This is a genomic window from Pseudomonas lactucae, from assembly GCF_036688725.1.
GTDB lineage: Bacteria > Pseudomonadota > Gammaproteobacteria > Pseudomonadales > Pseudomonadaceae > Aquipseudomonas > Aquipseudomonas lactucae.
The window spans coordinates 164,821-189,364 of record NZ_JAQQPT010000014.1 but is presented as its reverse complement, the minus strand read 5'-3'; the positions used below and the strand labels follow the sequence as shown (position 1 = coordinate 189,364).

The 24,544-nt window shown below is 55.1% G+C and carries 25 protein-coding genes; 10 read left to right on the top strand and 15 right to left on the bottom strand.

What is annotated here, in order from left to right; all coding sequences use genetic code 11:
- Positions 1 to 26 precede the first annotated feature (26 nt).
- The 14 genes from V6M90_RS17865 to V6M90_RS17800 all read right to left on the bottom strand — a co-directional run bounded on the left by V6M90_RS17865 (position 27) and on the right by V6M90_RS17800 (position 13,144).
- Positions 27 to 473 (bottom strand): hypothetical protein, encoded by a 447-nt coding sequence (locus V6M90_RS17865; RefSeq protein ID WP_332846880.1) that lies wholly within the window; start codon positions 471 to 473, stop codon positions 27 to 29.
- Positions 474 to 503: 30 nt separating this feature from the next.
- Positions 504 to 1,577 (bottom strand): glycosyltransferase, encoded by a 1,074-nt coding sequence (locus tag V6M90_RS17860; RefSeq protein ID WP_332846879.1) that lies wholly within the window; start codon positions 1,575 to 1,577, stop codon positions 504 to 506.
- Entirely contained in the window at positions 1,577 to 2,533 is a 957-nt protein-coding gene (locus tag V6M90_RS17855) for a glycosyltransferase (protein WP_332846878.1), read from the bottom strand. Before V6M90_RS17855 ends, V6M90_RS17860 begins: the two co-directional genes overlap by 1 nt.
- Positions 2,533 to 2,994: a MaoC family dehydratase gene (locus V6M90_RS17850; RefSeq protein WP_332846877.1), complete on the bottom strand. Its 462-nt coding sequence runs from the start codon at positions 2,992 to 2,994 to the stop codon at positions 2,533 to 2,535. The genes V6M90_RS17855 and V6M90_RS17850 overlap by 1 nt, the downstream gene beginning before the upstream one ends.
- Positions 2,991 to 3,659 (bottom strand): acetyltransferase, encoded by a 669-nt coding sequence (locus tag V6M90_RS17845; RefSeq protein ID WP_332846876.1) that lies wholly within the window; start codon positions 3,657 to 3,659, stop codon positions 2,991 to 2,993. Before V6M90_RS17845 ends, V6M90_RS17850 begins: the two co-directional genes overlap by 4 nt.
- Positions 3,660 to 3,713: 54 nt before the next feature.
- Positions 3,714 to 4,790: a DegT/DnrJ/EryC1/StrS family aminotransferase gene (locus tag V6M90_RS17840; protein WP_332846875.1), complete on the bottom strand. Its 1,077-nt coding sequence runs from the start codon at positions 4,788 to 4,790 to the stop codon at positions 3,714 to 3,716.
- Positions 4,791 to 4,804: 14 nt separating this feature from the next.
- Entirely contained in the window at positions 4,805 to 6,553 is a 1,749-nt protein-coding gene (locus V6M90_RS17835; protein WP_332846874.1) for a sulfotransferase, read from the bottom strand.
- Positions 6,554 to 6,630: 77 nt separating this feature from the next.
- Positions 6,631 to 7,962 carry an ABC transporter ATP-binding protein gene (locus V6M90_RS17830; protein ID WP_332846873.1) on the bottom strand — a complete coding sequence of 444 codons (1,332 nt, stop codon included), beginning with the start codon at positions 7,960 to 7,962 and terminating at the stop codon, positions 6,631 to 6,633.
- Positions 7,952 to 8,770 (bottom strand): ABC transporter permease, encoded by an 819-nt coding sequence (locus V6M90_RS17825; protein WP_332846872.1) that lies wholly within the window; start codon positions 8,768 to 8,770, stop codon positions 7,952 to 7,954. The genes V6M90_RS17830 and V6M90_RS17825 overlap by 11 nt, the downstream gene beginning before the upstream one ends.
- Positions 8,770 to 9,315 (bottom strand): dTDP-4-dehydrorhamnose 3,5-epimerase, encoded by a 546-nt coding sequence (gene rfbC, locus V6M90_RS17820; protein ID WP_332846871.1) that lies wholly within the window; start codon positions 9,313 to 9,315, stop codon positions 8,770 to 8,772. Before rfbC ends, V6M90_RS17825 begins: the two co-directional genes overlap by 1 nt.
- The gene (gene rfbA, locus V6M90_RS17815; RefSeq protein ID WP_332846870.1) at positions 9,315 to 10,199 is read right to left on the bottom strand and encodes a glucose-1-phosphate thymidylyltransferase RfbA; all 885 of its coding nucleotides are present in this window, start codon (positions 10,197 to 10,199) and stop codon (positions 9,315 to 9,317) included. Before rfbA ends, rfbC begins: the two co-directional genes overlap by 1 nt.
- A gap of 2 nt (positions 10,200 to 10,201) precedes the next feature.
- Complete coding sequence (gene rfbD / locus V6M90_RS17810; protein WP_332846869.1) at positions 10,202 to 11,098, bottom strand: dTDP-4-dehydrorhamnose reductase; 897 nt, start codon at positions 11,096 to 11,098, stop codon at positions 10,202 to 10,204.
- Positions 11,095 to 12,165 (bottom strand): dTDP-glucose 4,6-dehydratase, encoded by a 1,071-nt coding sequence (gene rfbB, locus V6M90_RS17805; protein WP_332846868.1) that lies wholly within the window; start codon positions 12,163 to 12,165, stop codon positions 11,095 to 11,097. The genes rfbD and rfbB overlap by 4 nt, the downstream gene beginning before the upstream one ends.
- A gap of 4 nt (positions 12,166 to 12,169) precedes the next feature.
- Entirely contained in the window at positions 12,170 to 13,144 is a 975-nt protein-coding gene (locus V6M90_RS17800; protein ID WP_408637319.1) for a glycosyltransferase family 2 protein, read from the bottom strand.
- A 565-nt stretch (positions 13,145 to 13,709) separates the two neighbouring features.
- Here V6M90_RS17800 and V6M90_RS17795 point away from each other — a divergent pair.
- Both V6M90_RS17795 and V6M90_RS17790 read left to right on the top strand, forming a co-directional pair.
- Positions 13,710 to 15,113 (top strand): FAD/NAD(P)-binding protein, encoded by a 1,404-nt coding sequence (locus V6M90_RS17795; RefSeq protein ID WP_332846867.1) that lies wholly within the window; start codon positions 13,710 to 13,712, stop codon positions 15,111 to 15,113.
- 99 nt (positions 15,114 to 15,212) lie between these two features.
- Complete coding sequence (locus V6M90_RS17790; protein ID WP_003175454.1) at positions 15,213 to 16,778, top strand: methyl-accepting chemotaxis protein; 1,566 nt, start codon at positions 15,213 to 15,215, stop codon at positions 16,776 to 16,778.
- A gap of 132 nt (positions 16,779 to 16,910) precedes the next feature.
- Here V6M90_RS17790 and V6M90_RS17785 read toward each other — a convergent pair whose 3' ends face one another.
- Entirely contained in the window at positions 16,911 to 17,603 is a 693-nt protein-coding gene (locus V6M90_RS17785) for an alpha/beta family hydrolase (RefSeq protein WP_332846866.1), read from the bottom strand.
- Between the two features lie 78 nt (positions 17,604 to 17,681).
- Here V6M90_RS17785 and ccoN (V6M90_RS17780) point away from each other — a divergent pair, with 78 nt between their 5' ends.
- The 8 genes from ccoN (V6M90_RS17780) to ccoP (V6M90_RS17745) all read left to right on the top strand — a co-directional run bounded on the left by ccoN (V6M90_RS17780) (position 17,682) and on the right by ccoP (V6M90_RS17745) (position 24,498).
- Entirely contained in the window at positions 17,682 to 19,106 is a 1,425-nt protein-coding gene (gene ccoN, locus V6M90_RS17780; RefSeq protein WP_078825680.1) for a cytochrome-c oxidase, cbb3-type subunit I, read from the top strand.
- Positions 19,107 to 19,116: 10 nt separating this feature from the next.
- Positions 19,117 to 19,725, top strand: coding sequence for a cytochrome-c oxidase, cbb3-type subunit II (gene ccoO / locus V6M90_RS17775; RefSeq protein WP_003175458.1), 609 nt, complete (start codon positions 19,117 to 19,119; stop codon positions 19,723 to 19,725).
- A 3-nt stretch (positions 19,726 to 19,728) separates the two neighbouring features.
- A complete protein-coding gene (locus tag V6M90_RS17770; RefSeq protein WP_003175459.1) occupies positions 19,729 to 19,935 on the top strand; it encodes a cbb3-type cytochrome oxidase subunit 3 in 207 nt (68 codons plus the stop codon).
- Positions 19,932 to 20,879: a cytochrome-c oxidase, cbb3-type subunit III gene (ccoP, locus tag V6M90_RS17765; RefSeq protein ID WP_332846865.1), complete on the top strand. Its 948-nt coding sequence runs from the start codon at positions 19,932 to 19,934 to the stop codon at positions 20,877 to 20,879. Before V6M90_RS17770 ends, ccoP (V6M90_RS17765) begins: the two co-directional genes overlap by 4 nt.
- Before the next feature lie 417 nt (positions 20,880 to 21,296).
- Entirely contained in the window at positions 21,297 to 22,739 is a 1,443-nt protein-coding gene (gene ccoN, locus V6M90_RS17760; RefSeq protein WP_003175462.1) for a cytochrome-c oxidase, cbb3-type subunit I, read from the top strand.
- Positions 22,739 to 23,347, top strand: coding sequence for a cytochrome-c oxidase, cbb3-type subunit II (gene ccoO / locus V6M90_RS17755; RefSeq protein ID WP_078734203.1), 609 nt, complete (start codon positions 22,739 to 22,741; stop codon positions 23,345 to 23,347). Before ccoN (V6M90_RS17760) ends, ccoO (V6M90_RS17755) begins: the two co-directional genes overlap by 1 nt.
- 6 nt (positions 23,348 to 23,353) lie before the next feature.
- Positions 23,354 to 23,539, top strand: a complete 186-nt coding sequence (locus tag V6M90_RS17750) for a CcoQ/FixQ family Cbb3-type cytochrome c oxidase assembly chaperone (protein ID WP_003175465.1) — start codon at positions 23,354 to 23,356, stop codon at positions 23,537 to 23,539.
- Positions 23,536 to 24,498, top strand: a complete 963-nt coding sequence (ccoP, locus tag V6M90_RS17745; RefSeq protein ID WP_332846864.1) for a cytochrome-c oxidase, cbb3-type subunit III — start codon at positions 23,536 to 23,538, stop codon at positions 24,496 to 24,498. The genes V6M90_RS17750 and ccoP (V6M90_RS17745) overlap by 4 nt, the downstream gene beginning before the upstream one ends.
- The last annotated feature ends 46 nt before the right edge of the window (positions 24,499 to 24,544 follow it).

Sequence of the window (24,544 nt, the reverse complement as noted above, 5' to 3'; positions counted from 1 at the left end):
ATAGAGGTGTTTTTTTTGCATAACACTTAGCCTTTCGCAGAGTGAAACTTTACTTTTACAGGACTAGTACATACATATTTAGCAGTACCGTCCTGCTGAATAATTTTCACAGTGTAGGTACCAGAAGCCAGTCCACTAACGTCCACTTTCCCTACAAAGCCAGACATTTCAAGCTCAGGCTTGGAAAATGCTTTCGCTACATCAGGACGAGAAGATCGAGTCAGAGGAGCGCTGACAGCAACATCATTTGAAGATGATACGATTTCAATAGAAACATCCTTCGGAACCGTGCCGGCTTTCACGTTATAAGCCCAGCCCCAGGGCTCAAAAGGCTCAGTGGTCTGAAGCTGTGTTGCCGTCACTGGGCTGTCGAAAGAGCAGAAATCATTAGCAACGACACCAGAGGATTTACCTGAGTCGCACGCTGCCAACAGACCAAAAACAGCAAAAGCAGGAAGGTATAAATAACGCATAGAAGCTCCTTTAAATCGAAATGTATACTGTCACTTAAAATTCAGCAGTTTTTTAAGTGCTCGTCTAAGCCCAACAGTTTTTTCGCCTATCATCGCTACGACCTTCGGACGCAATACATCAATATCACCCATCTGCGCCTGAAACCAGCGATCACCAATCTGATAATCCCGTTGCATCACTTCAAAGTGAGCAGGGCTATTCAAAAGTTTATTAAACTTCAACAACCCTATCATTCTGTATGGTGCACCAAGCCATTGATTGTAATTAAACAACAACAATGCACACTCAATATCGCGGTGTTCTTTCGTTGGGACATCTTTAATCACAAGAACATCTTCAAACCCTTCGATCAACACCTCAGCAGAGACATCATCAAAAAAGGATTCGGCCATTAAATAGTGTTCATTTATTGTGCGTATGGAGTTGCTAGCAGTTTGACTGCTCGCATTTTCCCCAGGCATAATCCGAAAATTAATCAATGTCCGATCCGAGATGTGAATGCCATATCGCTTGACCAGCCTTACCCACATTTCAAAGTCAGGGAGCTGACGCAATCTATTGCTATATAAGCCTAGATCTTCGTAGCATGCCTTTCTTATGAGCATCGTAGGGTGACAAATACAGTTACCCAGATCAAAAAATCTACGCAGCCATAATCCCTGGGAGCGATTCTCTTGATCAAAAACAGAGCCCGTTGGGAAGGAGGACTTGTCCATCGGTTCGCCGGACTTGTCGACAAACCGTGCTCGACCAAAGGAAGCGCCAATAGTTGGATTTTCGCGCAGAATTCCGACTTGATAAGCCAGCTTGTCATCCTCGGCCCAAAAATCATCCGAATTTATAAGAGCGATGAACTCACCAGATGCATGATTTATCAACTCATTGGTGACCACGCAAGCGCCACGGTTCACCGTATTAGGGTAAAACCTTATCCGCTCATCCTTGATGGAGGCCACAACATCACGCGTAGCGTCAGTCGACCCATCATCTGAAATGATAAGTTCAAAATCGACTCCACGCTGGGCGAGAACACTGGCGATAGCTTGCTCTACAAATGCAGCATGATTATATGTTGGCATAATCACGGATACAGTAGGCTTCATTACACTCTCCCCCTGTACAGAGCCTTGAGCAGAGCACGCTTAAAACGATCAGGCATCACCGCGCGCAAAAATCTCATCATGAAATTAGGAATATAATCAATGAACCGCGGCAACGCCTGAACCACTGGCTGAACAACAGCATCCACGGCACTTTCAACCTGAGATGAAGCAATAACGTGGCGTAGACGGCTGGCCAACACTTCAAATTCAAGATTAAAGACATTATTCGTCAGCGCGTTATAGGCCGGAATGACTTCAAGTTGAATTTTCAGTTTGTTAATATGCGACGTCTGCGTCCACACGCCGTTTGAATGCAAGCGGTACACCGACATTGGCTCCTCAAGAAAGCCGATTAAGCTTGTTCGTGAGATGCAAATATTGACGATCCAATCATAAGAGCGTATTTCGAACAATCCTGGTGGCAGTTCGTCCAACGCGCTCTTTCTATACATACAAGTGGAAAAGTTACCGACTAAGTTATCGGCAATCAAATCTCGCGCACCAATTATACGGTAAGACGAAGTTACCGGCACTCTAGGCGTAAACTGAGAACGATCTTCTTCGTAAACCCAATAGTTTACCGAGCAAAGGGCACACTCCCAATGCTCTTCAAGAAACTCAAGCTGGCGCGATAGTTTTTTCGGGCTAATCCAATAATCATCGCCTTCCAAGACGGCAATATATTCACTATCACACTGAGCAAAGCCCCGCTGGTAGTTCTTGGTTATGCCCAAATTAACATTATTCACCAAATACTTGAACGTAAATCTCGGATCTCTACCTTCAAACTCTTTAATGATATCCAGCGTACCATCACTTGAGCCGTCATCTGCAATAACGAGCTGTAATTGACCTTCAACCGCCTGTTTAAAAAGAGCCTCAAGTGCCTGACGAATATACTTCTCGTGATTATATGTTACCAGCAGTATAGAAAGTTTAAACGTTATGTCTGTCATTATATTTTCGCCTGCTGGGGAGAGGGACGAGGAATATAAATTTCCGCCTCACCCTCTATCACGACTTTACCTTTTACACTGCACGACGTATTAAAAGACACAATCTTCTTGGCTACATTTATGCTAGTTACGCAGATTTCGGCCACGACTGTATCACCCAAATATACCGGCTTCTTAAATCGAAGATTTTGCGAAAGATAAACACATCCAGGTCCAGGCAAGCGAGTACCAAATAATGCTGAAAAGAAACCCGCTGAATACAGGCCGTGCGCAATGCGTGCCTTGAATCGGGATTTCTCCGCATATTCATCACTCATGTGCACTGGATTGTTATCACCTGACAGACCAGCGTAAGCCTTCACATCCGCATCCGTAACAGTGTGTGAATAAAATGCCTGCATTCCGACTTCAATTTGATCAATCGTCAAGCCGCCGAAATTGTGTCCGAAGGTGCTTGTCACTTCCTCAGCCCCTCTCTTGAAAGTGGGCGCGCGGGGTTTCCCACAACAGTAACTCCAGCTGGAACGCTCTTGGTCACCACCGCTCCCATTCCAACTACAGCACCACGCCCAATAGTCAATGGCTTACCTTTCTTACCTTGAATAATAGAAGCGCCAGTCCCTATGTAAGCGTGATCTTCAATAGTGACATTACCGTTACATTTGACTGATGGAGCGAATGTTACGAAATCACCGATAACGCAGTCATGGGCTACGTAAGCGTAAATATTGGCATGAAAATGTCGACCAATTTTTACATTGGACGTGATTGTTACGAAGGGAGAAAGCACCGCCCCTTCAGCAATTTCATTCGAGTCAAGAATGACAGTATTTTGAGCAATTACCGAAAACGCCTTGGCACCACGATCCTCGCACAAGGTCGCGATCCGCTCCCGCACCGCAGATTGACCAATGGCAATACTAAAATATCGATCGCCAGCAAGTCCAAGAAACTCATCTAAAGAAATAACGGAGTATCCGTTAATCTCAGACTCCTCCACTTCGCCCTCCACAACAAAGTAAAGCTTAGCGCTGCCGGAAGAGAGTTCTTCCTTAAAATGTAAGGCAGCAAGAGGAATTACCTCTCGACCGTAACCACCTGCCCCTACTATCCCGTATATGTTCATTTCACCCCTTCCCTATAAATACTAATCTTTTATAATCCAGCGCAGACTTCTAAGTCATAGTGCTTGTTTCAGCAACACACACACCATATCAACCTCTTCAAGCGAGAGCGAATGATAAAGCGGCAAGCAAATAATACGACGGGATATGTCCTCTGCAATAGGCGAAGACTGGCCTTCTACATAATGCAGTTCAGATAACGAAGGATAAAAATAGCGACGTGGATAGATACTATGGAGATTCAAATATTCAAGAACTGCAAGCACGGCGGCTTCATTTTCCAGTACAACTGGAAAATAAGCATGGTTATACACAGTATCTTCGGCAATCTTTTGGTATTTAAAACCGCAATCCTTCAAATTTAATAGATAGCGCTGCGACAGCAGTTTACGCTGTTCCAAAATGCTATCCACATATTTCAAGTTGCACAGACCCATGGCCGCGTGAACTTCAGAGTTTTTACCATTAATACCGATATCACCAAACTCGGTAGCAGAAGAGTGCCCAAAGTTACGCATCATTGCCAATCGCTTGATCAATTTCGCGTCGTTCGCGACGACCGCCCCACCCTCAATGGTGTGAAACAACTTTGTCGCATGAAAACTGCAGGTGGCAATATCACCATACGCGAGTAAAGAGCGCCCCTTATAGGTAGTACCAAAAGCGTGGGCAGCATCATAAATAACGTGCAAGTTATGTTTTTTTGCTATCGCTTCAATGGCATCCACATCGCAAGGGTTACCAAATACATGGGTCGCAAGAATAGCGGAAGTCTTATCTGTAATTGCAGCTTCGATCTTGGAGGGATCGATATTCAGGCTGTCGGGGCAAATATCCACCATTACCGGTGAACAGTGCTCCCACACGATACTTGACGTGGTCGCCACGTAACTAAATGGCGTGGTAATAATCTCTCCCTTGAGATCCAGCGCACGGATCGCAATTTGCAGAGCGACCGTACCATTACTCAAGAACAACAATTTTTCAACACCGAGACTCTTTTTCAGCTCAATTTCAAGCTCATTAACCAACGGTCCGTTATTGGTCAGCCACTCTCGCGCCCAAATACCAGAGAGATAGCTCTGAAACTCTGCGAATGGCGGGATGAATGGTTTTGTCACGGTGATGTTCATAATTGTCCGATAAATTATTTATGAAATTTTTGCCGAAAAGCCTGAAGTCTGCCGCACCAGGATGCATTCAGTAAATCCAGAGCTTCTTTCATGCGCTGAGCATCAGCGTTCAACTCACTAATACTGGCTTCTTGTGACAGAATTTTATCCTCAAGCACGCGAAGTTTATCGCTCTGCTGGGCTATGGTGAGATCGAGTTCAGCCATGTGGTTGGTTTGCAAGACCGAAGCGGCGATATGCTCTGCTACTCGATCGCCACACAAGAGTAGCTCGGACTCAAGATGCCGAATATGCTGCACTTGATCGTTCAAAGCCTTCTCTAGCACTGCCTTACGCTCGGCACATGCGACAACTTCAGCCTCATACGTTGCAAACTGCTCTGCCCGCACCGCCAACTCAGCCACCAGGTCAGCAATGTACTTGGTCTGATTATCAATGAGTTGATTCAAATTCGAGATATGCTCGCCCCGCGCTGATGACTCGGCAGCCATCTCAGCAATATGCTTGATCTGATCATCAATTAGCTGATTCAGATTCGAAATATGCTTGCCTCGCGCTGACAACTCGGCAGACGTTTCTGACGCCTGATGAATATGAGCTAAGCGATCGGCTTCATGGTCAATTAAAGATTGCGTCAAATCCTCAACTTTTTTGTTCAAGCCTGCAATATGCTCATTGCGAGCGACCAACTCTTGTTCAAACTCTGCAATACGTTGCGCACGCGCTAACAACTCTGACTCGACACTTCGAATATGCACTGACTGGTCATTAATTGTGAGTTCTCGACCCGCCACTGTCTCGGAAAGGCCTACGACCTTTGCCTCCAGCACGCCGATAAACATTTTCACATTATAATTGGCAGACTGTTCTGGAGTCGCTTCATCGACGTTATCAGGAACGTCATAGCCGAATAAGCTCAATGAGTTTTTAATGGGATCAGGAAGGTGCCGAAAGTGAGAAGCTTCATCTTTTTTCCACGCGTAGGCACTGCCCTGAAACGAAGATGACGAGCCTTTATTCTTCTTCCAGTTCAAGTACGCTGAGGATGAAAGATTCTCCATATCGAATCGGCAATAACTGTCGTAATCTATATATCCTGCCGGATCGAGTTGAGCAGGCTCCAAGGCAATACCCAGAAAATCACAGATACGCGAAACTTCGGCGTGGGTATTCGCCACCAGATCTTCATATTTAACAACGAGATAATTTTCCGGGAGCAGTAATGCGGCCGCATCCGTGGCTATCTTTTTGATTTCATTCGCCCAGCGGGCCAGGTTCAACTCCGGCTTCTTGAACCACCAAGGCGTGCGCGCAAACGAAAGCGCCACGTCTCTGCCGTCTCGTACGACATGGACAAACTTGGCATCCGGGAACACCTGCGTCATGATATCCAAGCGTTGCCCGTACCATGGGGTTTGCTCGACTAATACTTCTTTACCATGCGACTTTGCAATCGCCTCATAATAACCGGAAAAAAACGCCTGCATCGAACGCAGCGGGTAGGTTAAACCTTCACAGTACTCACGATAGTTGAAAAATCGTGCAAGATCGTGAGGACAACTACGTTCTAGTAAGTCGGCCGCTGCCTTTGCATCCGCAATCGCGCCTAATGCAATAGTTTCATAAAAACGACTGCCGTTTGTATCGTATTCAAAAACGCATTGCATCTCAGGAGGCACACAAACCTTTGAGTGTGCGTTGAGTATTTGCGCCAAATACGTGGTACCACAACGGCCAGTACCAATTATAAATGCATTATTCATATTCGACATAATCAACGTGCGATGTCATTGGGTTCACGTGAGCAAACAAGCCTTTCAGGCGCGGGCTATTTGGCATATCACACCTCAAACTCATGCAATTTTAGCTGCGAGAATCCGTGCACTTTTGACCAAACCCTGGCCTTTTCCCAACGTCCCATCCTAAACACAACAGCATCACTGACCACATCAATGAATTCAGCAGTTTCATTTTCAACGATCGTCGACGAAATATTTACTCGAAGCGAATAATTACCTTCTTGCAACGGCAACTTCAATGAATATTCCGCTAAATATTTTGCGCCAGCTCTGGTTACCAGGTACGGCTGATCAATATGGGGAAAACCACAACCGATGATATTATTTTTCTTATCATCAAATATGTTGATATTGACTGAAAGCTCCTTCTCGGCATACGCCTCAAAATACACCTTCACCATGACTTCTTGGTTGAATTCAACGAAAACCAAGTCATTGCCATCGGCATCGACCAACTCGACACACGTCGATTTCACTTCTCCACTGCCGAAACGGAATTGAGCGACCCGACTTTCAAACTCATTTGAGCGTTTGAAATTGAGTTCATCCTTCGGTGTGATCTGTTGGCTTGGCTGTACTGCCTGATCATTCAGCAAGCCCGGAACACGTGCCTGCTTGCGATGCTCGGCGTTCATTTCCTCCTGCATCGTCCGAATATAGCGCTCTGCAACGTCTGCCGCAGGCCCGACTGTAATTACCTTACCGCGCTCAAGATACACACCGCGCGAGCAAAGGCTCTTGACCGATCCCACATCGTGACTGACGAACAGGATCGTTGCACCGTTATCTTGGATTCGGGTCAATGCAGTCATGCATTTGGCCTGGAAGTTCATGTCTCCAACGGAGAGCGCCTCGTCGACGATCATGATTTCGGGCTTAGACATAATATTCGACGCAAAAGCCAATCGAACGAACATGCCGCTGGAGTAAGTTTTAACCGGCTGTTCAATGAAGTCGCCAATGTCCGCGAACGAGGCAATTTCTTCGAAGCGTGCATCCACCTGGTCTTCGCTCAAACCCAGGATTGCACCGTTCATATAAACGTTTTCGCGACCGGTAAACTCGGGGTTGAACCCGGCTCCCAACTCAAGCAGCGCGGCGATGCGTCCGTTAGTCAGCACAGTGCCGCTGGTAGGGTTCAACGTACCGCAGATCATCTGCAGCAACGTTGATTTACCGCTGCCGTTACGACCAATAATACCGACCGTCTCACCTTTTTTGATTTCAAATGACACATCACGCAATGCCCAAAACTCTTTGAAGTATTGGCGACGACCACGCATCAGCATTTGCTTCAGACGATCATGGGGCTTGTCATAAATGTGGTAACACTTATTGAGGCCCTCGACTTGAATAGCTATATCAGAGGACATCTGCAAACCCCTTACGCGTCTTTTGGAACCAGGCAAACCCTAGCCATGCAAACAATGCAGACCCGGCCATATACATGGACAGGACCTTCATATCGGGCAGTCGACCCCAGAACAACACGTCCCTGACGCCTTCAACCGCTGGCGTAAGAGGATTGAGCAAAAGAATATGCGCGTACTGTTGGGGTAACGCGCTTGAAGGATAGAAAATCGGCGACAAGAACATCAATACAGTAGTCAAAATCCCAATGAACTGGCTGACGTCGCGCAAGTAAACACCCAAAGAAGCGAGCCCCCAAGAAAGCCCCATCACCAAAAATATTAGTGGCAGCATAATAATTGGCAGCATCAGCGCGGTGAGGTGTGGAACCCCAAACAGGCAAAGGTAGGCAATCAGCCAAACGCTAAGGCTCACCAAGAAATGGAACATCGCAGATCCAAGGTTTACCCAGGGAAGGATCTCCAGTGGGAATACCACCTTTTTTACGTAGTTTGCGTTGGCCAAGATGACACCGGGTGCTCGATTGACGCACTCGGCGAACAGGTTGAACACCATCAGCCCGCCGAAGAGCACTAACGCAAATTCGGTCTTTGAATCAGTACCGCCACTCCAACGTGCTTTGAAAATCACGCTAAAGACAAACGTATAAACCGCCAACATCAGCACGGGGTTAAAAAAAGACCAGAAAATCCCCAGAAAGGAGCCTTTATAACGGCCTATGACTTCGCGCTTGATCATGGCTTTGATCAGACTGCGATTGCTCCAGACACTCTTGACGAGCGCCTTTGGCGATACCGAGTGCGATTGCATCAGGCAAATACCTCTGCATCACTTAACAATGATCCTTGCTGATCTTTGCCAGAGAGTGCCGGCTGCCCATTCACCGGCCAATCGATGCTCAATGCTGGATCGTTCCAGGCGATGCAGCGCTCATGCGCAGGGGCATAATAATCTGTGGTCTTGTAAAGAAACTCTGCAACGTCCGAGAGCACCACAAAGCCGTGAGCAAAACCTTCCGGCACCCACAACTGCCGCTTGTTTTCTGCGGACAACACCTCACCCACCCACTGCCCAAACGTGGGTGAGGATTTGCGGATATCAACCACCACGTCAAATACTTCGCCGACTACAACTCTCACCAACTTACCTTGCGGTTGCTGGATCTGATAATGCAGCCCGCGCAGTACGTTTTTGACAGATCGCGAGTGATTGTCCTGAACAAAAGTGACTTCTTTGCCAACCGCTGCGGAGAATTGCGCATCGTTGAAGCTTTCAAAGAAAAAGCCACGATCATCGCCAAATATCTTCGGCTCAAACAATACGACGTCAGATATGGCTAATGGTGTGGCTTTCATCAGTAAATCTTCTCTCGCAAAATACGTTGTAGGTATTGGCCATAGCCATTTTTAGAAAGCGGAGCTGCCAGCTTTTCCAACTGTTCACCGTCAATCCAGTCTTGTCTGAAAGCGATTTCTTCCGGACATGCCACTTTAAGGCCCTGGCGATGCTCAAGCGTGGCGATGAAGTGACTGGCTTCCAGCAGAGACTCATGAGTCCCCGTATCCAGCCACGCATAACCGCGACCCATGATCTCCACCGACAGCTTGCCCCGCTCCATATAGATACGGTTGAGATCAGTGATCTCCAGCTCGCCACGTGGCGACGGCTTGATGCTCTTGGCGATTTCAACCACGTCCCGGTCATAGAAATACAGACCCGTGACGGCGTAGTTCGACTTGGGTTCGAGCGGTTTCTCTTCCAGGCTTATAGCCTTGCCCTGCGCGTCGAACTCGACGACACCATAACGCTCCGGGTCGTTCACGTGGTAGGCGAACACACTGGCGCCGTCCTCACGGAGCATCGCGCTTTTGAGCAGCTCATTGAAATTATGCCCATGATAAATATTGTCACCCAACACCAGCGCCGACAGATCGTTACCGATAAAGTCTTCACCGATGATGAACGCCTGGGCCAGGCCATCCGGGGACGCCTGCACGGCGTAGGAAATATTCAAGCCCCATTTGCTGCCGTCACCCAACAGCTGTTCAAAACGCGGGGTGTCCTGCGGCGTGGAAATGATCAGGATGTCGCGAATCCCCGCCAGCATCAGCGTGGTCAGCGGATAGTAGATCATCGGCTTGTCGTAAACCGGCAACAACTGCTTGGAAATCGCCAAGGTTGCAGGGTGCAGACGTGTGCCTGAACCGCCGGCCAAAATAATTCCTTTACGTTTAAGCATGTTCATTTCTCTAGAATTTCTATGAGCATCCGTGCCACGCCGTCCTGCCATTCAGGCAGGCGCAGTGAGAAGGCATTCTGCAGTTTTTGAGTGTTAAGTCGGGAGTTGCCGGGGCGCTTGGCGGGCGTCGGGTAGGCTGCGGTGGTGATTGCTCCCACGTTCGCAGGCGTTACCGAAAGCTGCACGCCGGCTGCTTGCGCCTGTTCGAGGACGAAACGAGCGTAGCGATGCCAGGTGGTCTCCCCCGCGGCCGCGAGGTGATAGACCCCGCTCAATTGCGGGTTCAAGTGCAGTTCACGGATCGCATGGGCGGTGATGTCGGCCAGCAGATCCGCGCCGGTCGGCGTGCCGAACTGATCGTCAATCACGTTGAGGCTGTCGCGCTCCCTGGCCAGACGCAGCATGGTCTTGGCGAAGTTGTTGCCACGCGCGGCGTACACCCAGCTGGTGCGAAAGATCAGATGCGCGCAGCCGCTGGCCTGAATGGCCTGCTCGCCTTGCAGCTTGGTCGTACCGTAGACGCTCAGCGGCCCGACTGGATCAGTTTCCTGCCAAGGCGTATCGCCATCGCCCGCAAACACGTAGTCCGTCGAATAATGCACAAGCAGTGCATTGAGCTTGCGCGCTTCTGCCGCCAGTACCGCCGGGGCTTCTGCGTTGACACGCAGCGCTTGGGCGGGCTCGCTTTCGGCTTTATCGACGGCGGTGTATGCGGCTGCGTTGACGATGACGTCGGGCGCAAACCGCTGCACAGTGGCGGCCAGGCCTTGCAGGTCAGTCAGATCACCGCAGTAGTCCTGGCTTTTCGAATCCAACGCAAGCACCTGGCCCAATGGGGCCAGGCTGCGTTGTAATTCCCACCCTACCTGGCCATTTTTGCCAAGTAGAAGGATCTTCATGCCGAGCGCTCGGTGTAGTTCTTTTCTACCCATTCGCGGTACGAACCGGATTGGATATTGCTCACCCAATCCTGGTTGTCCAAGTACCACTCGACAGTCTTGCGGATACCGGTCTCGAAGGTCTCGGCCGGTTTCCAGCCCAACTCACGCTCCAGTTTGCGTGCATCGATGGCGTAGCGGCGGTCATGGCCTGGGCGATCCGTTACGTAAGCGATCTGATCGCTGTACGGCTTGCCGTCGGCTTGCGGGCGCAGCTCATCGAGCAGGGCGCAAACGGTGTGGACGATGTCCAGGTTCGGCTTTTCATTCCAGCCGCCCACGTTATAGACCTCGCCCACGGTACCTGCTTCCAGTACACGGCGGATGGCGCTGCAATGGTCTTTTACGTACAGCCAGTCACGAATTTGCTGACCGTCGCCATACACCGGCAATGCTTTGCCTGCCAACGCGTTGACGATCATCAACGGAATCAGTTTTTCCGGGAAATGGAATGGACCATAGTTGTTCGAGCAGTTGGTGGTCAGTACCGGCAGACCATAGGTGTGGTGGTAGGCACGCACCAAGTGATCACTGGCCGCCTTGCTCGCCGAGTAGGGGCTGTTGGGCTCGTACTGGTGGGTTTCGGTAAATGCCGGATCGTCCTTGGCCAGGGAGCCATAGACCTCGTCAGTCGAAACGTGCAGGAAGCGGAAGGCTTGCTGCGCATCGCTATCCAGCGCCTTCCAGTAGGCGCGCACCGCTTCCAGCAGACGAAAGGTACCGACGACATTGGTCTCGATAAAATCTTCCGGGCCATGGATAGAACGATCAACGTGCGACTCGGCGGCGAAGTTCAAGATCGCGCGCGGCTGGTGTTCAGCGAGCAAGCGCTGGACCAGTTGCGTATCGGCGATATCGCCCTGCACGAATATGTGGCGCTTGTTGCCCTCGAGCGAGCTGAGGTTCTCCAGATTGCCGGCGTACGTCAGCTTATCCAGATTAATGACCGGTTCATCCGCCTGGGCAACCCAGTCCAGTACAAAGTTTGCACCAATAAAGCCAGCACCGCCGGTTACTAAGATAGTCATTGAGTCAGATCTTTTTCAGTAGTGTTGCAAGAATTAGCCCGAGATTTCCCATCAACGTCTGCCGGTATAAACCAGCCGACCGGAACCCCAGCACTCGTCTAAATAATGTTTGACTTCGCGCACGCTTGAAGCGCGCGAGGGTCGTTTGATGCTCTTTGCAAAGACGATGCTGCATGGCTTCGAGCGCACGAATATTCTGATCGTTCCACTCGTAAAAACGTCCTTGAAAAATCATCCATACCCGAGCCAGGCGCGCTGCCCAGCCGGAATTGCTGCCAATCAAATTTTCATCATGCTGGCGGTATTGCATTCTAGGCACAGGGTCGTAGTGAACGACCCCGCCCGCTCCCGTGACGAGCTGATAGGCCCACCAATCATGCGAAGGGACAACGACATCCGCACCCGCCTCGGTGATCAGCTCCCGCGCAGCCTGGTTGAAAACCATGGTATTGCCGCCCGCAATGCTCTGAACAAGAGCGTTGGAGAAGTGCGGAGGCAGGGAGAAAAGCGGAGAGAAACCGAACGCAACACCCGCATCACTGACCAAGCGCGTGCGCCCGCAATACAGGGCAGGTACGTCCGAGGGCTGACTGCGCAGCCAGTCGACGGCCACCTGCAGCTTCTCGTCATCCCAGATATCGTCCTGATCGCACCATGCAAAATAATCCGCCTGGATATCAGTACGGCACGTCAGCGAGAGAAAATTGGCCACGAAGCCTTTTTGCGGTCCGGACACGACGCTCAGCCGGTCGCAGCCCCAACGATCAGCGTACTGGTTAAAAATCGCCAAAGTGCCATCTTTGGAGCCATCATCCGACACAACTAATGTCCAGTCGTGGTGGTTCTGCCGCTCAATGGAGTCGAGCTGCTCCGCAACGAACGTTTCGCCGTTGTACGAACACATCAAAATCGCGACTTTTGCAGGGCGAGCATCGTCCGACAGAGCGCTGGGGAAACTACACGATGCGGAAATAGGCACAATATCCCTTGCGAGCTAACTACGTCCTACGGGAAGGTAGGACATGGACCACGATAATGTGCGAATTATTACAGTATTGGTCTGTAAGTACAATCTCACCCGCGACCAACCGTCGTTCGCCCTCAGTCCTTCAAAGCCTCTACGGCCAGCTGTTGCAGCGATGAAAACTGCGTTCCAGACGGTCTGCCAGCAAAAATCCAGGCACGGCGCCAGAATCCGGGTGCGATCCTGTTCAAGCGCCATCGCCACCAAACAATGCGACTGTGTGCGAAAAGCAACATCCGAATGGGTGTACCGCCAGCGAGACTAATCCAACCATGAAAAGTTCAACTCATATTCAGTTAGAATACTTTGACAACTTCAACCATGAATACAGACTGACCTGCATCAACGAACGCTCAATAGCCCCAGTTGCGTAGTGGATGAAAAACCCGGCCTACTTCATTATCCCGCGCCTACCCAACGCTCGGTCGAACCGACCAACACTTATCATCACCAACTCCAAAAGAGTAAGTACACCACTTTGTCAAATGAAAATATGAGCAGCGTTGAACATGGAGCTGTAATGAATACCAAGACCCTCGCAATCATCGGCGCAGGCTTCTGCGGCTCAACGCTGGCAGTGCACTTGTTGCGCCACCCACCGGTCACACCACTCAAGATCCTACTGATCAACCGACCAGGCAGCATGGCTCGAGGGGTCGCCTACAGCACCCAGGCCCGCGCACATGTGCTCAATGTACCGGCAGCCCGAATGGATGCCCTGATCGGTGAAGACGACAGCTTTTATGCTTACGTAAAACGTAAAATCCCAACCGCCACACCGGGCTCGTTTGTTGAGCGGCGCATCTACGGCGATTACTTGGAAGCGCTGCTTCATGAAGCATCCAACACTGTTGCAACCGGTTGTGAAGTGCAGACAATTATTGGGGAAGTCGTCAAGGTAGTGCCCCTGCCCAATGCAAGGGGCGCCTCTCTCTATCTGGAAAACGGCGAACACTTTCAGGCCGACAATGTCGTTTTAAGCATTGGCAGTTGTGCACGCCAAGAGCCTTCGATTGCAGCAGAACATCGACAGTTCTACGAGAACCCAGGCTATGTGCACGACCCATGGCAACCCGGCGCGCTCGATGATATCGAGGCCAATGACCCGGTCTTCCTTATAGGCAGCGGGCTCACGATGCTGGACGTGGTACTCGACTTACGTGACCGAGGGCACACCGGCACTATCCAGGCAGTCTCACGCCGAGGCCTTCTTCCACAGCCCCACCGCGAGTTGAGCGCACACCCTGCTTACGATGAGGGGTTGTCCGACCACATGTTGACCCGTTGCACTGTGCGCCACTACGTACGCGCGGTTCGTGATGCGGTCCGGCAGCACGCGCAAACCGGAGGAGACTGGCGCGACATCATCGGTGGCCTGAGGTCCGCAACCCAACAATTGTGGCACGCCTTGCCGCTTGATGAACGCCGGCGATTTCTGCGGCATGTACGCCCTTATTGGGATGCCCATCGCCATCGCTGTGCGCCGCAACCGGGAGCGCGCCTGCACGAAGAGCTTGAAAGTGGCGGACTGCAACTCATGGCCGGACGTATCGTCCGTTACGAGCCCACCCCCCACAACATAAGCGTTTACGTACGTCGTCGTGGCGCAAGCACCGAGGACCGTCTGACGGTCAAAGCGGTGATCAATTGCACGACGCCCGCGCTGGACCTTCACCAGTTGGACGACCCTCTGCTCAAATCCCTGCGCGCAGACGGCCTGTTGGTACCTGACGCGCTCGGAACAGGGATGGATATCGCACCGTCGGGCGCGCTGCTCGATTGCAATGCAGTGCCGTCAGACTGGCTATATTACGTAGGCCCCTTCCTCCAGGCGCGTGACTGGGAAGCCACTGCGGTACCTGAACTGCGCGAGTACGTGAAACGCATGGCTCAAACACTGGCCATAACACTCGCTCAAGGCTAGGTCGCCCCCTGATATCGGCCGGCGGATTATTGCAAAAATAAGTTAAATAACCCCCGCCTCCGGCCGATACCCCCTGAAAGCCTTGCGGATTGAACAATCATGCGTAATAACCAGCCCGTTACCCAGCGCGAACGTACCTTCCCCGCTCAGCAACGGTTGATCTCCACCACCGACGCCAAAGGCGTGATCACTTACTGCAACGACGCGTTTGTCGAGATCAGTGGGTTTTCCCGCGAAGAACTGCTGCGCGCGCCGCACAACCTGGTGCGTCACCCGGATGTGCCGGCGGCGGTGTTCGGGCATATGTGGTCCACGCTCAAACAAGGCTTGCCATGGATGGGCATTGTCAAGAACCGCTGCAAGACCGGCGATCACTACTGGGTTAACGCCTATGTGACGCCGGTCTTCGACGGCAATCAGGTGGTCGGCTACGAATCGGTGCGCGTCAAGCCCACCAGCGAGCAGATCCGCCGGGCCGAGGCGCTCTATCAACGCATCAACCAGGGCAAGTCGGCCGTTCCCCAGCGGGACAAGTGGCTGCCGGTGTTGCAGGACTGGGTGCCGTTTATCCTGATCAGCCAGGTGAGTTTCATGATCGGCGCGTCGTTCAATTCCCACTGGGGTTTTGCCCTGGCGGCGGGGTTGTCGGTGCCGTTGGGCCTGCTGGGCCTGAGCTGGCAGCAGCGTGGACTCAAGCGCCTGCTGCGCCTGGCCGAGCAGACCACGTCCGACCCGTTGATCGCGCAGATGTACACCGACAGCCGTGGCGCCCAGGCGCGCCTGGAGATGTCGATTCTCAGCCAGGAGGCGCGTCTGAAGACTTGCCTTACGCGCTTGCAGGACACGGCCGAGCATCTCAACGACCAGGCAGCGCAGTCCAACACCCTGGCGCACAACAGTTCCAGCGGCCTGGAACGCCAGCGCGTCGAAACCGAGCAGGTGGCCACGGCGGTCAATCAGATGGCGGCCACTACCCAGGAAGTGGCCAGCCATGTGCAGCGCACCGCCGATGCGACCCAGGAGGCCAATCGCCTGACCGGCCGCGGTCGTGATATCGCCGGGGAAACCCGCGAGGCGATTCAGCGTTTGTCGGTGGCGGTTGGGGAGACGGGCGTGACCGTGACTCAGTTGGCCAAGGACAGCGATGAGATCGGCGGCGTGGTCGATGTGATCAAGGGCATTGCCGACCAGACCAACCTGCTGGCGTTGAACGCGGCCATTGAAGCGGCGCGTGCCGGTGAGATGGGCCGTGGCTTTGCGGTGGTGGCTGACGAGGTTCGCCAACTGGCGCAGCGCACGGCCGAATCGACCGGGCAGATCCATGCCCTGATCGCCAAGCTGCAGCAAACCGCCGCCGCCGCCGTGCAGACCATGGACGCCGGGCATCGCCAGGCCGAGGAAGGCGTGGCGCGGGTGATGGAAGCGGACCAGGCGCTGGTGGGGATCAGCGAAGCGGTGGCGCATATCACCGACATGACCACGCAGATCGCGGCCGCGACCGAGGAGCAAAGCTCGGTGGCCGAGGAGATCAGCCGCAATATCAGCACCATTGCGCTGTTGGCGGATCAGACCTCGGAGCAGGCGCTGAACTCGGCGCAGTTGAGTGAAGAGCTGACGCATACGGCCAATAGCCAGTACTCGCTGGTGGAGCGTTTTAACCGGTAGACCGCTATCGGGGGCAAGCCCCCTCCCACAGGGGATCTGCGTTTGACTGACCGGCATTGGGACCAGCCACCTCCCCCATTTTGATTTGTGAATACAGTCAAATGTGGGAGGGGGCTTGCCCCCGATAGGGCCCTAAAGGCCGCCGAGAAACCCGACCACCTTCACCGCCGCCGCCTCCAAATGCTGCTCATGGCTAAACCCGGAAGCCTTCAACGGCTTCAAATCATGATCCCCCGCCACCAGCCACATCACTTCGATGCTCGGCGATAAGTCATACCCCTCCACCGCCGCCCGGTTCCCCAGGGCATCGCGCTCGCCCTGCACGATCAGCGTCGGCGTTTTCAACCGGGCCAAATGCTCGACCCTTGGTTTCTCGGGCTTGCCCACCGCATAAAATGGGTACCCCAGGCACACCAGCCCATCAGCCCCCACTTCATCAGCCAATAAACTGGCCATGCGCCCGCCCATGGACTTGCCGCCAATGGCCAGTTTCCCAGCGACATGGCGCCGCACCTCGGCGTACACCTCACGCCAGGCCTCCAGCAGTTTCGGCGCCGGGTTCGGCGGGCGTTTGCCGCCGTCCAGCCGGCGCTGGGCCATGTAGGGAAACTCGAAGCGCAATACGTTCACGCCGTGTGCGGCAAGGCGTGCGGCCATGTCGTTCATGAACGCCGAGTCCATCGGCGCACCGGCGCCGTGGGCCAGGATCAGCGTCGGTGGCGCACCCGCAGCCGCGTCCGAGGCGGCGTCCCACAACCAGCCGTGTTCGCGCGCACACCGCGCCCATTGATCCCCGTCAATACTGGCCTTGTGCTCTTTGCCCATGCTTGCCTCGCTATTCAGTCTGCCTATAACTCCAGCCCAAGTGCCGCTTTGCTTGGGTTGAACCGTGGATGGGGAACCATGAACACTACTTTAAGTACCGCCTATAACTACAAGGTGGTCCGCCAATTCGCCATTATGACGGTGGTGTGGGGCATCGTCGGCATGGGGCTCGGGGTTTTTCTCGCCGCCCAATTGGTCTGGCCTGCGCTCAACTTCGATTTGCCCTGGACCAGTTTCGGCCGCTTGCGCCCGCTGCACACCAACGCGGTGATCTTCGCCTTCGGTGGCTGCGCGCTGTTCGCCAGCTCGTTCTACTCGGTGCAACGCACCTGCCAGACTCAGCTGTTCGCGCCGAAAATCGCCGCGTTCTGCTTCTGGGGCTGGCAGTTGGTCATCCTCCTGGCCGCGATCACCTTGCCGCTGGGCTACACCAGCTCCAAGGAATACGCCGAGCTGGAATGGCCGATCGACATCCTGATCACCATTGTCTGGGTGGCCTACGCCATTGTGTTCTTCGGCACGGTGATGAAGCGCAACACCAAGCATATCTACGTCGGTAACTGGTTCTTCGGTGGGTTCATCATCACCGTGGCGATCCTGCATATCGTCAACAACCTGGAAATCCCGGTCAGCCTGACCAAGTCCTACTCGCTGTACGGCGGTGCGACGGATGCCATGGTGCAGTGGTGGTATGGGCACAACGCGGTAGGCTTTTTCCTCACCGCCGGCTTCCTGGGGATGATGTACTACTTCGTACCCAAGCAGGCCGAGCGTCCGGTGTATTCCTATCGCTTGTCCATCGTGCACTTCTGGGCACTGATCACCCTGTACATCTGGGCCGGCCCTCACCACTTGCACTACACCGCGCTGCCGGACTGGGCACAGTCGCTGGGCATGGTGATGTCTTTGGTCCTGCTGGCACCGAGCTGGGGCGGCATGATCAACGGCATGATGACCCTCTCGGGCGCCTGGCATAAGTTGCGCAGCGACCCGATCCTGCGCTTCCTCGTCGTGTCCCTGGCGTTCTACGGCATGTCGACCTTCGAAGGGCCGATGATGGCGATCAAGACCGTCAACTCGCTGTCCCATTACACCGACTGGACCATCGGCCACGTACACGCCGGGGCGTTGGGCTGGGTGGCGATGATCTCCATCGGTGCGCTGTACCACATGATTCCGAAAATCTTCGGCCGCGAGCAGATGCACAGCATCGGCCTGATCAACGCGCACTTCTGGCTGGCCACGATCGGCACCGTGCTCTACATCGCTTCGATGTGGGTCAACGGCATCGCCCAGGGCCTGATGTGGCGTGCGATCAACGATGACGGCACCCTCACCTACTCCTTCGTCGAAACCCTGGTGGCCAGCCACCCAGGCTTCATCGTGCGGCTGGTGGGCGGTGCGGTGTTCCTCAGCGGCATGCTGCTGATGGCCTACAACACCTGGCGCACCGTGCGTTCGGCGCAGCCTGTCGAAGCCGCCACCGCCACGCAGCTGGCCTGAGGAGTCTGTGATGAAACACGAAACGATTGAAAAGAACGTCGGCCTGCTGATGCTGCTGATGGTGCTCGCCGTGAGTATCGGCGGCCTGACCCAGATCGTCCCGCTGTTCTTCCAGGACGTCACCAACAAGCCGGTCGAAGGCATGAAGCCCTACACCGCGCTGCAACTGGAAGGCCGCGACATCTACATCCGCGAAGGGTGCGTGCAGTGCCACTCGCAGATGATCCGCCCGTTCCGCGCCGAAACCGAGCGCTACGGCCACTACTCGGTCGCCGGCGAAAGCGTGTGGGACCACCCGTTCCTGTGGGGTTCCAAGCGTACCGGGCCGGACCTGGCCCGCGTCGGCGCACGCTACTCGGACGACTGGCACCGCGCGCACTTGTACAACCCGCGCAACGTGGTACCGGAGTCGAAAATGCCGGCCTATCCGTGGCTGGTCACGGCTCAGGTCGACAACAGCCACACCGAGACCAAGTTGAAGGTGATGCGCACCCTCGGCGTGCCGTACACCGACGATGACATCAGTGGCGCTGTCGCCAGCCTCAAGGGCAAGACCGAGATGGACGCGCTGGTTTCGTACCTGCAAGTGCTCGGCACCGCCATCAAGAGCAAGAGGTGAGCCATGGGATTTGAATTCGATGCGGGCACCATCCGCGGCCTTGGCACGCTGGTCGTCGCCATCGCCTTTATCGGCCTGTCGCTGTGGGTGTTCAACAACCGGCGCAATGCGGAATTCGAGCAGGCACGCCTGCTGCCGTTTGCCGATGAACCCACCGCAACCCCATCCGACGCTCAAGAAGAGCCTGCAATAAGGAGCACTCGGCCATGACCCTATTCTGGAGTACATGGATCTGCGTACTGACCCTCGGCAGCCTGATCGGCCTGACCTGGCTGTTGATCGGCACCCGCAAGGGCGAAACCAAGGGCAGCGTCGACCAGACCATGGGCCACGCGTTCGACGGTATCGAGGAATACGACAACCCGCTGCCCCAGTGGTGGTTCATGCTGTTCGCCGGCACCCTGGTGTTCGCGGTCGGCTACCTGATCCTCTACCCGGGCCTGGGCAACTGGAAAGGGGTGTTGCCGGGCTACGAGGACGGTTGGACGTCGGCCAAGGAATGGGAAAAGGAAATGGCCAAGGCCGACACCAAGTTCGGACCGATCTTCGCCAAATTCTCGGCCATGCCGGTGGAAGAAGTGGCCAAGGACCCGCAAGCGCTGAAAATGGGCGGTCGCCTGTTCGCCTCCAACTGCGCGGTGTGCCACGGCTCGGACGCCAAGGGCGCGTACGGTTTCCCTAACCTTGCGGATAACCTCTGGCGCTGGGGCGGTTCGGCCGAAGCGATCAAGACCACCATCCTCAACGGTCGCCACGCGGCGATGCCGGCCTGGGGTGAAATCCTGGGCGAAGACGGTGTGAAGAACGTCGCCGCCTATGTACGCCACGACCTGGCCAAGTTGCCGTTGCCGGCCGACAGCACCGCCGACCTGGCCGCCGGTCAAGCGGCGTTCAACACCACCTGCGTAGCCTGCCACGGCGCGCAAGGCCACGGTACCGAAGCCATGGGCGCGCCGAACCTGACCGAGCCCGCCGGTTTCATCTACGGCACCAGCCTGGCGCAGTTGCAGCAGACTATCCGCCACGGCCGTCAAGGCCAGATGCCGGCGCAGGAAGTGCTGCAAGGCAATGACAAGGTGCACCTGCTGGCGGCTTACGTGTATAGCCTGTCCCATAACGCCAATGGCGCAACGCCAGAAAGCCAACCTCAATAACTGTTACTTGTGGCGAGGGAGCTTGCTCCCGCTGGGCTGCGAAGCGGCCCCAGAATCGTGGGAGCGCTTCGCACTCCAGCGGGAGCAAGCTCCCTCGCCACAGTGACCGAGCCGTGTGACCAAGTGTCACACCCCTCCAAAGCACACCTTTCCCCTCCTGCCATTCGGGTCTACGCTTGCTTTCAAGCGGAGCGATTGCGGCGTACCCAACGACACCCGTTGTGCCCCTGCAATTTTCCTGTCCAATCGATCAGCTTTCCATTTCGGATTTGTCCTTACGCCAAACATGGAAAGGGCGCAGAATCTGGCGTGGAACGCATTGATCCAGGTCAGCCATTGCGTTGCAATGACCCCTCGCTTTCTACATACTTGCGGCCGATTTTACCTATAAAAAAACCTAAACCGTGGAACCTTAGAATGAGCACAGCAATCAGTCCGACTGCTTATAACTATAAGGTAGTCCGCCAGTTCGCCATCATGACGGTGGTCTGGGGGATCCTTGGCATGGGGCTCGGGGTGTTCATCGCCTCGCAACTGGTCTGGCCGGAATTGAATTTCGACTTGCCCTGGACGACCTTCGGCCGTCTGCGCCCACTGCACACCAACCTGGTGATTTTCGCCTTCGGCGGATGCGCACTGTTTGCCACTTCCTACTATGTCGTGCAGCGCACCTGCCAGACGCGACTGATCTCCGACGGCCTCGCCGCCTTTACCTTCTGGGGTTGGCAGGCGGTCATCGTCGGCGCCATCGTCAGCCTGCCGCTGGGCTACACCACCACCAAGGAATACGCTGAGCTGGAATGGCCGATCGCCATTTTGCTGGCGATTGTCTGGGTGACCTACGGCGCGGTGTTCTTCGGCACCATCGTCAAGCGCAAGACCAAGCACATCTATGTGGGCAACTGGTTCTACGGTGCCTTCATCGTGGTCACGGCGATGCTGCACATCGTCAACCACGCGTCGTTGCCGGTCAGCCTGTTCAAGTCCTACTCGGCCTACGCCGGCGCGACGGACGCGATGATCCAGTGGTGGTACGGCCACAACGCCGTGGGGTTCTTCCTCACCACCGGTTTCCTGGGGATGATGTACTACTTCGTGCCCAAACAGGCCGAACGTCCCATTTACTCCTATCGCCTGTCCATCGTGCACTTCTGGGCGCTGATCACCCTGTATATCTGGGCCGGTCCGCACCATTTGCACTACACCGCCCTGCCGGATTGGGCGCAGTCCCTGGGCATGGCGATGTCGATCATCCTGCTGGCGCCCAGCTGGGGCGGCATGATCAACGGCATGATGACGCTCTCGGGCGCCTGGCATAAATTGCGCACCGACCCGATCCTGCGCTTTTTGGTGGTTTCGCTGGCGTTCTACGGCATGTCGACCTTCGAAGGGCCGATGATGGCGATCAAGACCGTCAACTCGCTGTCCCACTACACCGACTGGACCATCGGCCACGTACACGCCGGGGCGCTGGGCTGGGTGGCGATGATCTCCATCGGCGCGCTGTACCACATGATCCCCAAACTGTTCGGCCGTGCGCAGATGCACAGCGTCGGGCTGATCAACACGCACTTCTGGCTGGCCACTATCGGCACCGTGCTCTACATCGCCTCGATGTGGGTCAACGGCATCACCCAGGGCCTGATGTGGCGTGCGATCAACGATGACGGCACCCTCACCTACTCCTTCGTCGAAGCGCTGCAAGCCAGCCACCCGGGCTACATCGTCCGCGCCCTGGGCGGTGCGTTCTTTGCCGCCGGCATGCTGTTCATGGCCTACAACGTCTGGCGCACCGTGCGTGCCTCGGACCCTGCACAAGCCGAAGCCGCCGCCCAGATCGCCGTCGTGGGAGCTCACTGATGAAGCATGAAGTAGTCGAAAAGAATATCGGCCTGCTGGCCTTCTTCATGGTCATCGCCGTGAGTATCGGCGGCCTGACCCAGATCGTTCCGCTGTTCTTCCAGGATGTGACCAACAAGCCGGTCGAAGGCATGAAGCCGCGCACCGCCCTTGAACTGGAAGGCCGCGACGTCTACATCGCCAACGGTTGTGTCGGCTGCCACTCGCAGATGATCCGCCCGTTCCGCGCCGAAACCGAACGCTACGGCCACTACTCGGTCGCCGGTGAAAGCGTGTGGGACCACCCGTTCCTGTGGGGTTCCAAACGCACCGGCCCGGACCTGGCGCGTGTGGGCGGGCGTTACTCCGATGACTGGCAACGCGCGCACTTGTACAACCCGCGCAACGTGGTGCCCGAGTCGAAAATGCCGGCGTATCCGTTCCTCGTGGAACACAAGCTCGACGGCAAGGACACCGCGAAGAAGATGGAAGTCCTGCGTACCCTGGGCGTGCCCTACACCGACGAAGACATCGCCGGTGCAGCCGCCGCCGTCAAGGGCAAGACCGAAATGGACGCATTGGTGGCCTACCTGCAGGGCCTTGGCACCATCATCAAAAGCAAACGGTGATTCTTCATGGATATCGGGATGATTCGTGGCCTGGGCACCGTTGTCGTGATGGTGGCCTTTATCGGCCTGGCGTTGTGGGTGTTCAGCCCCAAGCGCAAGTCGGAGTTTGAAGACGCGACCTTGCTGCCCTTTGCGGATGACCCCGAAGCCATCAAGCACGTCGAGCAAGCTTCTAGGAGTAACAAAGAATGACTACGTTCTGGAGTCTGTACGTCACAGTCCTCAGCCTGGGTACCATCTTCGCCCTGACCTGGCTGCTGCTGTCGACCCGCAAGGGCCAGCGCGCCGAGCAAACCGACGAGACCGTCGGCCACTCGTTCGACGGCATCGAGGAGTACGACAACCCGCTGCCCAAGTGGTGGTTCATGCTGTTCGTCGGCACCATCGTCTTCGCCCTCGGTTACCTGGTGCTGTACCCCGGCCTGGGCAACTGGAAAGGCCTGCTGCCGGGCTACAACTACCTCGACAACGACAAGCAAACCCCCTTCGCCAACGGCCAGACCGGCTGGACCGGCGTGCACGAATGGGAAAAGGAAATGGCCAGGTCGGACGCCAAGTTCGGGCCGATCTTCGCCAAATTCGCGTCGATGCCGATTGAGGAAGTGGCCAAGGACCCGCAAGCCTTGAAGATGGGTGGGCGCCTGTTCGCCTCCAACTGCTCGGTGTGCCACGGTTCCGACGCCAAGGGCGCCTATGGTTTCCCCAACCTGACCGACGCCGACTGGCGCTGGGGGGGCGAGGCGAACACCATCAAGGAAACCATCATGAAGGGCCGCCACGCGGTGATGCCAGGCTGGGCCGAAGTGATCGGCGAGCAAGGCGTGGCTGACGTAGCGGGCTTTGTGGTGACCAAGCTCGACGGCCGCAAACTGCCGGAAGGCGCCAAGGCCGATGTGGCCAACGGCGAAAAACTCTTTGCCGCCAACTGCGTGGCCTGCCACGGCCCCGCCGGCAAAGGCACACCCGCCATGGGCGCGCCCGACCTGACCCACCCCGGCGCGTTCATCTACGGCTCCAGCTTCGCGCAACTGCAGCAGACCATCCGTTACGGCCGCCAGGGCCAGATGCCGGCGCAGGAACAACTGCAGGGCAACGACAAGGTGCACTTGCTGGCGGCGTATGTGTACAGCTTGTCGCAGAAGCAAGAATAAGCTGCAAGCTGCAAGAAAAAAGCCCCGTACAGCGAACGCCGGCGGG